Here is a 13,790-nt window from a genome sequence, read left to right on the forward strand (position 1 = left end):
TTCCTATGTCCAAGGTCCTCACCTCCCTGCCCGCCGGCGAACGCGTCGGCATCGCCTTCTCGGGCGGCCTCGACACCTCGGTCGCGGTCGCCTGGATGCGTGACAAGGGCGCAGTCCCGTGCACCTACACCGCCGACATCGGCCAGTACGACGAGCCCGACATCGCGTCGGTGCCGGGCCGCGCCAAGGCGTACGGCGCCGAGCTGGCCCGCCTGGTCGACTGCCGCGCCGCGCTCGTCGAGGAGGGCCTGGCCGCGCTGACGTGCGGGGCGTTCCACATCCGCTCGGGCGGCCGGGCGTACTTCAACACCACACCGCTGGGCCGCGCGGTCACCGGCACGCTCCTGGTCCGGGCGATGCTTGAGGACGACGTGCAGATCTGGGGCGACGGCTCCACCTTCAAGGGCAACGACATCGAGCGGTTCTACCGCTACGGCCTGCTGGCCAACCCGCACCTGCGGATCTACAAGCCCTGGCTGGACGCGGACTTCGTGACGGAGCTCGGCGGCCGCAAGGAGATGTCGGAGTGGCTGGTCGCCCACGGCCTGCCCTACCGCGACAGCACCGAGAAGGCGTACTCCACCGACGCCAACATCTGGGGCGCCACCCACGAGGCCAAGACCCTGGAGCACCTGAACACCGGGGTGGAGACCGTCGAGCCGATCATGGGCGTGCGGTTCTGGGACCCGTCGGTCGAGATCGAGACCGAGGACGTCACGATCGGCTTCGACCAGGGCCGGCCGCTCACGATCAACGGCGAGAAGTTCGAGACCGCCGTCGACCTGGTGATGAGGGCCAACGCCATCGGCGGCCGCCACGGCATGGGCATGTCCGACCAGATCGAGAACCGGATCATCGAGGCCAAGAGCCGCGGCATCTACGAGGCCCCGGGCATGGCCCTGCTGCACGCCGCGTACGAGCGCCTGGTCAACGCCATCCACAACGAGGACACCCTCGCCCAGTACCACAACGAGGGCCGCCGCCTCGGCCGGCTGATGTACGAGGGCCGCTGGCTGGACCCGCAGGCGCTGATGGTCCGCGAGTCGATCCAGCGCTGGGTCGGTACGGCCGTCACCGGCGAGGTCACGCTGCGGCTGCGGCGCGGCGAGGACTACTCGATCCTCGACACCACGGGCCCGGCGTTCAGCTACCACCCGGACAAGCTCTCCATGGAGCGCACCGAGGACTCCGCGTTCGGCCCGGTCGACCGCATCGGCCAGCTCACCATGCGCAACCTCGACATCGCCGACTCCCGCGCGAAGCTGGAGCAGTACGCGGGCCTCGGCATGATCGGCAACGCCAACCCGGCCATCGGCGCGGCCCAGGCCGCCGCGACCGGCCTGATCGGCTCCCTCCCCGAGGGCGGCGCCGAGGCGATCGCCTCCCGCGGCGAGGTCTCCGACGCGGACGAGATGCTGGACCGCGCGGCGATGGAGTCCGGGACGGACTAAGTCCCGTCCGGCGGGAACGCGAAAGGCCGGGCGCCCCTCGATCGAGGGGCGCCCGGCCTTTCGTCGGCAGTGGAGATCACGGCTGGTGGCGCATGACGCGAGCCGGTGGGACGTCGCTACGCCCCGCCCTCAAGAATCTGCTCCAAGGACGCGGCAACCCGCGCCTTGCCGGCCTCAACGATTCCCACCACGTCCATATCGTTCGCCTGCGACCTGTGACGGAGAAGACGCAGAATGCGCACCTGGTCCTCAAGTTCGCACGCCTGGAGTTCGGTCAGATCCGGATACTGCCCAGCCGGGTAGAAACGCGGCTCCTGATCCGCCTCCTCGACCAGGGCATCGAAAGCCTGATGCACGTCCAGACACAGCGACGAACACCAGTCGGACCAGCGCGAGATCTCGAAGTCCTCAGCAAACGCCCTGAGCACCATTTCGGAGGTCATGGCGAAGATCTCCTCGATCTCCTCGTCCTCCTCAGCGAGTTCCTCGTCCGTTCCCACGTCCAGTCCTGCACGCAGCACCTCGAGAATCGGGAAGATCTCACCCGCCACCATGGCGGGAGACCATGTTCCCGCCGGGACCGCAGAGGTGGCGCCGGACCCGATCCGCCTCTCCAGGACAGGCAGCACCCTGTAGACACACATCGCTGCCGCGATCCTGTGCGACTCGGGGCTTGCCTCGCCCAGTTCCCGCACCAGTGCCTCGTGTGAGAAATCTACTTCTTCCAAAACATTCTCCAGGGGGAGTTGTTCTTGCTGCTTCCGAATTCAGGTCCCCCCACGGTCACACCACTGGATGTCAGCCTGGGGTGACAGATCCCCCAGCAGACACCGGTAGATGTGCCGCCTTCGATGATTTCCCAACCATCACCGACATCAAGGGCTTCCATAATGGAGTCCTCCGCGTGCCCCTTGAGCTGGATGAAGGTCTCCCCCGGATTCAGCGAGTTGTTCTTCCGCCAGTTCGTCGGCAGATACGTCTTGTTGCTGGCCACCCAGGTCTCGATCCGGTCCGGATCGGCCAGGCTTCGTACACGGGCCACGGCTGTCGTCCCGCTCCAGCCGACCTGGTTCTGAAGATCCTCAGCCCGCTGCTGAAGGCCGGACGCACCACACTCGGTACCACCACTGTTGTGAACGAGTACCGGAGTGGCGCCCGCCAGCACATAGTACGTGTGGGTGTCACGGACGGTGAGGTTGTGGACGGTTTCGCCCGCTGCGGTCCAGCGTGCGACCGCGGTGATCTGGACGTGGGTGCCGGCGCTGGTGCGGAGCCATTCGCCGGCCTTGAGGTCGGTGGCGTCGATCCAGGCGCCGAGTTCCTCGACCCAGAAGGGGTGGCCGTCGGTCGCGGTGACCGAGGCTGTCTCGTCGCCCCGGTCGCCGTCGGTGTCGACGGTGACCTCGACCAGGTGCTTGAGGCCCTCGCCCTTGATCTCGGCGGTGACGGTCCGGACCGTCGTCCTCCCGGTCTCCGGGTCGGTGACCAGGACCTTGTCGCCGACCTTGACGTCCTCGATGGCCTTCGTCGAGCCGTCGGCCATCACGACCTTGGTACCGGGAACGAAGCTGTTGCCGACCGGGCAGCTCCCGCCGGCCTTGCCGGAGCCGCTGTCGCCGCTGCTGCCGCCCTTGTTCCGCGAGGAACCACCGGCGGCGCCACCGGGCTTGTCGGCGCCGGCCTTGGCGCCGCCCGAGCTCCGGTGGGTGGCCGAGGCCGAGGAGACCTTCGGTGCCGAATTGGCCTGGGCCTGTTTCTGGACCGAGTTCCCGGTTTTCTTGGTCTCGTTGACGGCCTTGTTGCTGGTCGTCTGTTTCTTCTCCGCCGCCTTCTTCTTCGCGGCCTGCGCCGCTTTCTTGGCCTTCTCGATCGCCGCCTTCTTCGCGGCGAGCGCCTTCCTCTCCGCGGCCTTGGCCGCGGCGATGACCTTCTCTGCCTTCTTCTTCGCCTTGTTGAGCGCCTGGATGGCGCCGGCCGTGCGCTTGACGGCCTTGATGAGGGAGGGGATCCGGCCGAGCTTGCCCCAGGGAACCGCGCCGACGACGAGGCTGATGCAGGACATCACGCTGCCGCCGAAGCAGCCCATGGCGTCGTCGAGGCCGATGAAGCCCTTCAACTGGTCCCAGGCGACCGAAAGGATCACCGAGGTGATGGTCTTGCCCATGGTCGAGTGGGCCTGGGAGACCTGCGCCGCCGACAGACCCGCGCCGGCCAGCGCCGCCGCCGTCTCCGACGCCGTCAGGGAGACCGCCAGACCCGTCGGGTCGGACAGCGTCACGGGGTTGTTGTGGGCGTAGGCGTACCCGTTGGCCTGCATCGGGTCCGCGACGTCCAGCACCGGGTCCGCCGACAGGAAGCGCCCGACAGCCGGGTCGTACATGCGGGCACCCAGCTGGGTGTAGCCGGAGGAATCGTCCGGGGTCATGCCCAGGAACGCCGCATGGGTCCGCAGACCCGTACCGGAGGCGGCGGCGCCGCGCTCGTTGCCGAACGGGTCCTGCTTACGGACCCGCACCGGCATCCCGTCGGTCATGGCGACCTCGGCGTACGTACTGCCCTGGTGGTCACCGACCTCGGCGACCAGCGTGCTGGTCTTCTGGTAGCCGTACTGGTAGCGCAGCACGCTGCCGCCGGGCGCGCCGTAACTGCGCTGGGTGGAGACCAGCTTGCCGGCCGCCTGCGTGGTGACCTCGGTCTCCCCCAGGTGCAGTGTGGCCTGCTTGCCCTGAACGGTCAGCAGACGGCTGCCGTCCGGACCGTAGAGGTAACGGGTCTCGTTCTGCGCCTCCCACTTCTGCGCGGCCGAGGAGGCCGAGCAGGCGGCGAGGACGGTGGAGGTGCTGTCGGCGGTGGCGCCGTCCTTGACCGCGACGCACAGGCCGGTGCCGACGTGCACCAGCTGGCCCGAGGCGTTGCGCTTGATCTTCTGGCCGGCGGAGCCGTCGCACCTGTGGAGCTGCAGACCGGCCCCCTCGGCGGACGAGCCGGGCGTGACGCACCACGTGTCGTCGTAGAAGGTCATCGTGCCCAGGTCCGGGTCCGGCTGGCCCGGCTCCACCTGGAAGGACCACTTCTGGCTGGCCGTCCCGTTGCAGGCGTACAGGTTGACCGGCGTGTTCTGGACCCTCTTGCCGCCGCTCAGGTCCAGGCACTTGTCGGCGAGGCCGACGTAGGAGGTCCTGCCGCCGCTGCCCTGGCCGGTGAGGCGCTCCACCTGGCCGTCCCAGGTCCAGCTGATGTCCTGGGTGTCGCCGTTCTCCAGCGAGGTGACCTGCTTGGTGTCACCCGTGAGCTCGTAGAGCCGCTCGGCCTCCGCGGTGACCTGGGCGCCGGCCGGGGTGGTGTACTTCTTGGTCACCTTGGTCAGGGTGTGCGGCTGGGAGCCGTCCGCCTTGCCGTAGGCGTAGGTCGTCACCGCGTCCTTGGCGGTGGCGCCGGTGAGGTCCTTCTCGGTGAGCTTCTTGCGGTTGCCGAGGAGGTCGTACTCGTATTGCTGCCAGTAGCCGGAGTCGTCCGGGCCGGCCGTCACGTTGAGCGCCCCGCCCTCCTTGACCGGGCCGTCGGCGCAGTGGCCGAGGTCGGCGGAGGTCCACGCCTCGGTCAGCTGGCCGATCGGGTCGTAGGTGAAGCACTGGCGTTCCTGGATGCCGGTCGAACGCTCCCGGATGCCGGTGACGTTGCCCGCGTTGTCGTACCAGTACGACCGGTGGGAGGCGAGCTTGCCGCCGACCAGTGAGGTGTCGCCGTTCTGCTCCCGGTACACCTGCTGGTCGGTGAGGGCCCCGGAGGCGTCGTCGAAGCTGGAGAGCGCCCACACCCGGTGGGGCTGAGCACCCAGCGTGGAGCGCAGCAGCTCACCGTACGGGGAGTACATGGCCTCGGAGCCGTACCAGTCCTTGCCGGAGACCGAGAGCGGCAGCCCCTCCTCGTTGTAGCGGACGACCAGCTTCTCGCTGTCGAACGCGCCCGCCGCGGGGATGGTGCCGTCCAGCAGGAGGCCGGTGTCGCTGTAGTTGTACGTGGAGGTGTAGGACTTCCGCAGGCCCCAGGTGGTGGCGAGGGAGTCCGGCAGCGACAGCGTGGTGGAGAGCGGCTGGTAGTCGGCGGTGTAGCCGCCCACCGACATCGTGTACTCCTGGCCGTCGGTGACCCGGACCGTGCCGGCCGGCAGGCCCTTGCCGCCCGGCACGGTGTCGTACGTGCTCCGGGAGAGCAGGTCGCCGGTGGAACCGTCGAGGCGCTGCTCGGTGGGCCGGGACAGCTCGTCGTACTTCGTCCAGACGGTGATCCCGCGCGCGTCGGTCGTGGTGAGGGGCCGGTCGCGGTGGTCGTACGTCGTGGTGGTGGTTCCGGCGTCCGGGTCGGTGGCGGAGACCATCCGGCCGCGCCCGTCGTACTTCCAGGTCCAGGTGCGCGCGGAGTCCTGTGCGCTGTACGCCTTCACGAGCTGCCCGAGGGCGTCGAACTCGTACTTCACCGAGGTGTACTCGGTGCGTTCGGCGTCGGTGAAGGTGTCGACCTGGGTGGTGCGGCCCATCGAGTCGGACCGGACGCGGTAGGAGGCCGCACCGGAGGGGTTGATGACCGTGGACCAGTCCGCGCCGTACTCGTAGCGGGTCGAACGGGCCGGCATCTCGCTGCCGCTGAGGATCGGCAGTTCCTTCACCACGCGGCCCAGGCCGTCGTAGGTGTAGCGGGTCGCGTTCGGCACGGCGGTGTCGGCGAGCGGGGTGAAGAGCTGGCCGCTCGGCTTGCCGGTGGCCAGGTAGGCGTTGTTGGTCTGCCAGACCTCGCCCGAGCTGTTGTACAGCGTGTCGGTGATCAGCCGGCCGCCGCCGGTCGCCTCCTGCTGCGCCTGACGCTCACGGCCCAGACCGTCGTAGATCGTGACGGAGGTCTCGACACGGTCCTTGTGCCCGCGGCCCTTGGTGACCACGTACGGCGGAAGGCGGTCCGGTTCGCCCGGGTCGTTCTTCGATATGTGGTACTCGACGGCGAAGTCCGGCACGGCGGACGTCGACGGGGTGCGGCCGGGGGCCCAGGCCTGGACGAGCCGGCCCAGCGGGTCGAACACGGACCGGGAGACGTGTCCGTTGGCGTCGGTGCTCGTCGTGGTGGTGCCGCGGCCGGGCTCGACCTCCTGGGTGGAGGTGTGGCCCAGCGAGTTGGTCTCGGTGATGCCGAACGTCTGGCCGTTCGTCATGGCGTAGGCCGTGGTGGACGACTTGCCGTCCGGGTCGGTGGCCTTCACCACCCGGCCCAGGGAGTCGAACCCGACGGTGCCGTCGGACTGGAAGCCCGAGCCGTCGGCCTTCAGCGACCAGGTCTGGGTGACCAGACCCCGGGTGGAGCCGGTCAGCGCGGCACCGTACGCGCCCTCGTCGTAGGCGATACGGGAGCCGGAGGCGAGCTTCTTCAGGTCGGTGAAGTCCGCCGTGGCGCACGGGGTGGCGGTGCTCAGGGTCTGCTTGGTCAGACCGATGAGGTTCTTGTCCGTGTGGTGGACGTACTCCAGCTCGGTGCAGGAGACGTCACCGACGAGACCGGGGTCTGCCTTGTCCTGGAGGGTCTCGATCCGGACCGGCAGGCCGTACTTCGACTCGTGGGTGGTCTTCGTCTCCGACGTGTGGACGGTTCCCTCGCCGTCCTTGCTGTAGGCCAGCTGGCGGGGTTCGGTGACCCGCCATGCCTTCAGCGGGTCGAGGCCGTCGCCCCGGGTGCGGGAGGCCAGTTCGGTGGCCTCCGGAACCGTGACGGAACGGGTCAGCCAGTCGGTGTCCGCGTCGGTGGCCTCGGCGTAGGTGAGCTCCTCGGCTATGCGTCCGGCGAACGGCTCACGGTCGTACGCGATGTGCGTGCCGGTGATGTCCTTGACCGGCACGCTGTCGCCCATGCCGCGGAAGAACCGGGTGACGGCCTTGGTCTTCTTGCTGCCGATCGCCTTGTCGTCGGCGCCCGTGATCACGGTGGTCCGGTCGAATCCGGCGAACTGCGAGTACGTCCGCGTGGACTTCTTCGTGAACTCCTGCTCGGCCATCCTCCAGCCGGCGGTGCCGTAGCCGTACTTGGTGCTGGTCGAGTAGGCGCCGTTGACGTTGGGGAGTTCCTCGATCTCCTGGACCACGTACTTGTGGAACCAGTCGATGTCCTCCTTCTCCGGGTCCGGGTGCCAGAAGGACGGGTAGCACAGACGCGTGTTGCTCTTCAGCTCGGCCTTGTCGGCCTTGCCGGGCAGGCCCTGGCCGGTGGCGCACTGTCCTTCCGGCTGCTTGTAGGTGACGACGGTCTCGCCGCCGTACTCGTTGATCACCCGGCCGATGCGCAGGCGGGAGAAGCCCGGACGGGGGTCGTTGTCGCCCCGCATCACGCGGTTGGGCATGTCGTCCACGTTCGCCTCGAACCGGACCGGGTTGAGCTTCACGCTCGCGTCGGTGGAACCCTTGCGGGCGTAGCCGGTGCGGGTGACGGTCTCCAGCCACAGGGCGGTGTTCGGGCCGGTGCGCAGGGAGGGGAAGGACTGCTGGAGTTCGTAGCGGTCCACCACCTGACGGGCCGTGGTGTCGGTGCGCCGCTGCGCGGACGTCTGGATCGAGTCCAGGCGCTTGGTGGACCAGAACGACGGTGAGGCGTTCCAGCACATCTTGCCGGACGCGCACCGCAGGTCGGCCGGGGTGTCGTACCAGATGCGGTACTTGCCGGGGTCCTTGGAGGTGAAGTTGGCCTCGTCGCACTTGAGGGAGCCTTCGGCGTAGCACCGCTCCTCGACGTTGAAGGTGACGCGGCCGGGGGCCTGCGCGGAGAAGACGGTGTTCTTGCGCTGGCCGTAGTCGATGTGCGCGAGGTAGCCGTCGCGGTCGTACTTGACCGGGGCCTTCCAGTTGAAGTTCCGCGCGTAGTAGTTGGGGTCCTTCTTCCACCACAGGGACATGGCGTTGCCGTGGACGTCCTCGACGTAGTCGAGGTTCCAGCGCCATGCCTGCGCGCAGTCGGAGCCCTTCCAGTCGCCGGCCTTGTAGCAGGGCTCGCCCGCGTGGTTGCCGAAGACCGGGACGGTCAGGACCGAGTTGGTGACCGGGTCGCCCTTGGACCAGCCCGGCAGGTGGTTCAGGCCGAAGTGGTACTTGGTGCCGTCGCGGGTGGTGACGATCCAGTACTCGCCGTCGGCGTCCTTGTTGTCCTTGGATGTGTCCTTGACGATCTGGATCCGGGAGCCGTCACCGTTGGCGGTGAACCACTCCTTCTGGTCCGCGTCCCAGACCAGTTCGGTCGTCGCTCCGCCGAGCGTCAGGGTCGCGTTGTCCGAGCCCCAGCACAGGTCGCCCGTCTTGTGGGTGGCGTTGTTGGCGCCCGCCTTCTTGGCGTCCTCGCGGCAGGAGGCGTAGGTGCGGGTGATGGAGCCGGCGTTGTAGTCCCAGCCGTCACCGATCCAGGAGGCCTGGTTGTTGGTGGCCGACGTCCGGCCGTCCACCGACTGGGAGGAGTAGGACAGTGCCACCTGGGGGGTCAGGCCGGCGGCCGCCTCGGGGACCTGCACCTGGTAGCCGTAGGTGAAGGCGCCGGAGGACGAACCGGCCGCCCAGGAGCCGGACGACTGGAGCGGGGTGGCGGTGAAGTCGCCCGCCGCCGAGGCTCCGGTGTCCAGTACGCCGACGGCGCGGGAGCCGGTCCCGTCCGACGCGGCCGCCCGCATGGCGCCGGACGCCTTCGATCCGGCACCGGACCACAGGAGTTCGGACACCGGGACGGTGGCGGAGACGACCCGGCGGGTCCGCAGGGTCTCGCCCTCGTTCTCGGCTGCGGCGCGCAGCTTGGCGGTGGTCTTCGGGTGGACCACCTCGATCTCGCTGGCCAGCGGCTGCACCGACGCCGTCACGCCGTCGCCGTCCGCCGGCTCGTCGGTCGGCGCCTCGGGGGCGCACTCGCCCTCGGTCGGCGCGTCGATCACACAGTTGGGCAGCAGGACGACGCCGAACCGGTCGGCGGCCTGCGGGCCGTACAGATCGGCGAACGACGTGTAGTCGACCCCGACGGTGACCTCGGCCTCCGGGTCGGCGGTGGCCGGCGGGGTGATCTCCATCAGCAGGCCGTCGACCTCGGCGGCCTGCGAGTCCGCCGGCGCCTTCAGGTCGACGGTCCACTCACCGGCCAGCGCGGCCGGATCGCCTTCCTCGGGTACGCCGAGCGAGACCGTCGGTACGTTCTCGACCGGGACCGTCCGCCCCGGCGCCACGTCCGTCAGGTCGGCGGTGCCCACACCCGGTGACCACTCCTCCACGGCCTGCGGGGTGTAGGGGGTGGTGGCCTCCTCGGGCGCGGTCGTCAGATGCTTCTCGGCACTGTCGTCCTGCTCCGTCCGCGCGCTCTCCGGCAGGTCGGGGAGCTGGACCGCCATCTCCTCGCGGGGCTTCGGCGCGATGGCCGCCGCCTCAAGCGTCAGGCTGCCCCAGGTGAGCGCCGACGCCAACGAGACGATCACTGTCATACGGAGATGCCGGCGTCGTTGCCGGCTTCTTCCGGACAAGGCCGGCCGGCGAGGCCCCAGCCAGGACCCCGGACCTGCTGCACGCATGCGTCGACTCCCACCTTGCGCAAAGGACGGCGAACATTGGAAACGCCAAGCAGCGCCCCCGATGTGGGCGCGCGCGCCGGGAATCTTCACAGGAAATACAGAGAATGATCAAGAAACGCAGCGTGACCGCCGCGGGTCGAAAGTGATCTGCGTCACGGGCGAAATTGATCTTGAACCCACCCAATGGACCGAAGTGGTTCTTCCGCCCATATCGCGTTATCCAGGGGCGTTTCACCCCGAAAGGCCATTGATAACAAGGGGGTTCCGCTCCTGCCTCCATCACGCTGAGCTTTGATCACAAATCAATAAGTTTTGACTTTTGGGTAGTTGACTCGAACACATGCGATCGTGCGGGCGCCTGTATCCCGCGGTCACAGAGCGGGGCCTGGCCTATCGACCCGCCCATCCTTCCGGTCCCCTCGGAGAAGCCCCGTGACCGTGCCACGCCCGCTCAGACCGTTCGTGCGCAGCCGCACACGGCTGTCCGTCACCCTCGGCCTGCTCGTGGCCGCGCTCACCGCGTCCCTGCTGCCGTGGCTCACCGGCTGGCCCGGCGACCAGGACGCCACATCACAGGCCCGAGGCGGCAGCGCGCAGGCGTCCCCGGCCGGTGACCACCCGCGGACCGAGGCGGAGGCCATCGACGCGGCCCACCGCACCGGCAAGAAGGTCCTCGTCGAGGCGGCCACCACCGCCACCACGCTCACCTGGGCGCTGCCCGACGGAAAGATGCGTCAGCAGATCCACGCCACCCCGCAGCGGGCGCGGAACGCCGACGGTGAGTGGGCGCGGATCGACACCCGTCTGCGCCGCACCAAGGACGGCATCACCCCGGTGAACGCCGTGACACCGGTCCGTTTCTCGGCCGGCGGCCCTCCGGCGGACCGCGCCGACCGCGGCTTCCGCCGGACCACGCCCGCGGCCGGGGACAGCGTCCTGGCCGAGGTCGAGCTGGAAGGTCACACCGTGGCCTACACCTGGCCCGCGCCGCTGCCGGAACCGGTGCTCGACGGCCCGCGGGCGCTGTACCAGGAGGTCTTTCCGGGCGTCGACATGCTGCTCGTCGCCCGCGAGGAGGGCGGCTTCGCCCAGCTGATGATCATCAAGACGCCCGAGGCCGCGCAGAACGAGGAGCTGAAGACCCTCACGTTCGGCCTGCGGTCCGAGACGGCACGGTTCGAGCACAACCCCACGACCGACACGGTCCGCGTGCTGGACTCGCAGGGGGGCAGGATGATCGGTTCCGTGCCCACCCCGTTCGCCTGGGACTCCTCGGGCCAGGACCCCGAGCTGGCACCCGGCACCGAGGTGCGCACCGGCACCGCTACCGCCGAGGACGTGCTGGCGCTCTCCGGTCTCAGCGGCATCGAACCCGGCGCGCAGAGCAGCCCGTTGCGGACCGGCGTGGACGAGGACGGCAACGGGGTACGCCTCACCCTGGACGTGGCCGGCGCCGGTCTGCTGCAGAGCGACGACGTCCGCTACCCGCTGTTCGTCGACCCGTCGATCAAGCCCGCCTGGAAGTCGTGGACCGTGGCCTACAAGCCCTACCCGAACTCCAGCTTCTACAACGGCACCAACTTCAGCTCCGGAACCTCCGACGCCCGCGTCGGCTACGAGAGCGACACCAAGGGCCTGGCACGCTCGTTCTGGACGATGGGCTTCTCCAGCAGCCTGAAGGGCGCCACCGTCACCAAGGCGCAGTTCAAGGTGCTCAACAACCACTCGTGGTCGTGCGAGACCCGGCAGTTCCACCTCTACCGGACCGGGGCCATCTCCTCCGGCACCACGTGGAACAAGCAGCCGGGCTGGTCGTCGCTGCTCCAGTCGCAGTCGTTCGCCCACGGCTACAACAGTTCCTGTTCCGACGAGTACGTGCTGTGGAACGTGAAGGCCGGCGCCCAGTACGCGGCCGACGCCGGCGCGTCGACCCTCACCCTGGGCATGCGGGCCAACACCGAGACCAGCACCTACACCTGGCGCAAGTTCCGTGCCACGTCGGCCGCCCTGGAGGTGGACTACAACCGCAAGCCCAACGAGCCGACCGGCGGCACCACCACCCCGGGCGGCGCCTGTCTGGCCGCCCCGTCCAGCCGTCCCGTCGCCAAGACGAACATCGTGCTCTCCGCGACCGCGACCGACCCGGACAAGAACCTTTCCAAGCTGCGTTTCCGCTGGTGGAAGTCGGGCGCCAGCGCCCCCTCGGGCACCCTGGTCACCCCCAACAGCGGCGGCAAGGCGACGCTGACGATCCCGTCCAGCAGCCTCGCCGACAAGACCACCTACAAGTGGGACGTCCGCTCGGAGGACACCGCGGGTGCCGTCTCCACCTACTTCCCGCCCGGTGACCAGCCCTGCCAGTTCACCGTCGACGGCTCCGCGCCGCCCGCGCCCGACGTGACCAGCGTGGACTTCCCGGAGGCCACCGCGGACGGCCTGACCTGGTCAGAGAAGAAGTTCGGCGCGACCGGCGTCTTCACCTTCAGCGCCCCCGGCGCCACCAAGTTCTCCTACACGCTCACCGGCGCCGGCTACACCGAGAAGGCGGCCACCACCGGCACGGACGAGTCCGGCAACACCGTCGGGCTGCTCTCCCTCACCCTGGCCCCGCCCAGCGCCGGACCGAACAGCATGCGCGTGTACTCCTTCGACGCGGTCGGCAACAAGTCGAAGGAGTACACCGACTACGCCTTCTACGTGCCGCCCCGGGACACCGCGGACGCTCCGGGCGACCTCGGCGGTGACGGACGCGCCGACCTGCTGACCATCAACGCGAGCGGCAACCTCCGTTCCTACGCCGGCCTGCCCGACGGCGAGCTCTACACCTCCCTCGCCGCCGGCTACGCCTCCAACGGGAAGCTGAACCCCACCGGCCACTGGTACGACCCCGCCACCGGCAAGGCCGCGTTGATCACCCATTACGCCGACGCCTACCCGGGTGACGGCGTCACCGACCTGTTCGCCCGCACCCCCGACGGCGGGTTCTGGCTCTACCCGGGCGACGGTTACGGCAGCTTCGACGTCGGCAAGCGCCTGGAGGTCCGCCTGCCCCCGGGCGCCCCCGACCCGGCGAGCTGGGTCCAGCTCAAGGCCGTCGGCGACATCACCGGTGACCAGCGGCCCGAGGTCTTCCTGCGCACCGGTGACGCGTTCTGGGTGCTGCTCGGCTACACCGGCGGCGCCTTCCAGGAGGCGGTCCGGCTGAGCGCCAGCGCGTGGGAGATCCGCGACATCGTCAACGTCGCCGACATCGACCTGGACGGCACCCCCGACCTGCTCTGGCGGAACACCTCCAACGGGAACATGTACGTCCGGCACGGCAAGCCCGGCACGGCCACCGGCAGCGTGGACCTGAACTCACTGAAGACGGCCGCGGCCTCCCGGGAGGGCAAGGACACCTCGTACGGCACGGGGTGGACCAGCGCCAAGATCGACACCGTGATCGGTATCCCGGACGTCAACGGTGACCGCGTCCCCGACATCTGGGCGCGTTTCACCGCCGACGGATCGGTGAAGGTCTACCACCCCTCCACCACCAACACGAACGCCCCCGCGATGACCGTGATCTCCAGCGGCTGGGGGGACGTCAAGGCCTTCGGCTGACGCCCCCCGCTCCGAACGGGCCGGCGGTCCGGCGCCGACACGCGCCCGGACCGCCGGCCCGTTCCCCGTACGGCCGTCACAGCGGTCGGGCGCCGCCGGCCCCACGTGACCGAGCCCACCCTCCACCCCCGTTCGTACTCCCGTCGAACTCCCGCAACAATGTTCCC

At 69.2% G+C, this 13,790-nt stretch carries 4 protein-coding genes; 2 read left to right on the top strand and 2 right to left on the bottom strand.

Annotated features, from left to right (window positions below; translation table 11 throughout):
- The first annotated feature begins 5 nt into the window (after positions 1 to 5).
- On the top strand, positions 6 to 1,451 hold the full coding sequence (gene argG / locus B082_RS0104340; RefSeq protein ID WP_018550593.1) for an argininosuccinate synthase: 1,446 nt from the start codon (positions 6 to 8) through the stop codon (positions 1,449 to 1,451).
- A gap of 116 nt (positions 1,452 to 1,567) precedes the next feature.
- Here the strand turns inward: argG and B082_RS0104345 are convergent, their stop codons facing one another.
- Together B082_RS0104345 and B082_RS0104350 are read right to left on the bottom strand one after the other, a co-directional pair.
- Positions 1,568 to 2,179 (bottom strand): hypothetical protein, encoded by a 612-nt coding sequence (locus B082_RS0104345; RefSeq protein ID WP_158688855.1) that lies wholly within the window; start codon positions 2,177 to 2,179, stop codon positions 1,568 to 1,570.
- Entirely contained in the window at positions 2,167 to 9,933 is a 7,767-nt protein-coding gene (locus tag B082_RS0104350) for a polymorphic toxin-type HINT domain-containing protein (protein WP_018550595.1), read from the bottom strand. The genes B082_RS0104345 and B082_RS0104350 overlap by 13 nt, the downstream gene beginning before the upstream one ends.
- A gap of 519 nt (positions 9,934 to 10,452) precedes the next feature.
- Here B082_RS0104350 and B082_RS0104355 point away from each other — a divergent pair.
- On the top strand, positions 10,453 to 13,623 hold the full coding sequence (locus B082_RS0104355) for an FG-GAP-like repeat-containing protein (protein ID WP_018550596.1): 3,171 nt from the start codon (positions 10,453 to 10,455) through the stop codon (positions 13,621 to 13,623).
- Positions 13,624 to 13,790: the final 167 nt, after the last annotated feature.

The sequence above is a fragment of the Streptomyces sp. ATexAB-D23 genome (assembly GCF_000373645.1).
GTDB classification, from domain to species: Bacteria; Actinomycetota; Actinomycetes; order Streptomycetales; family Streptomycetaceae; genus Streptomyces; species Streptomyces castrisilvae.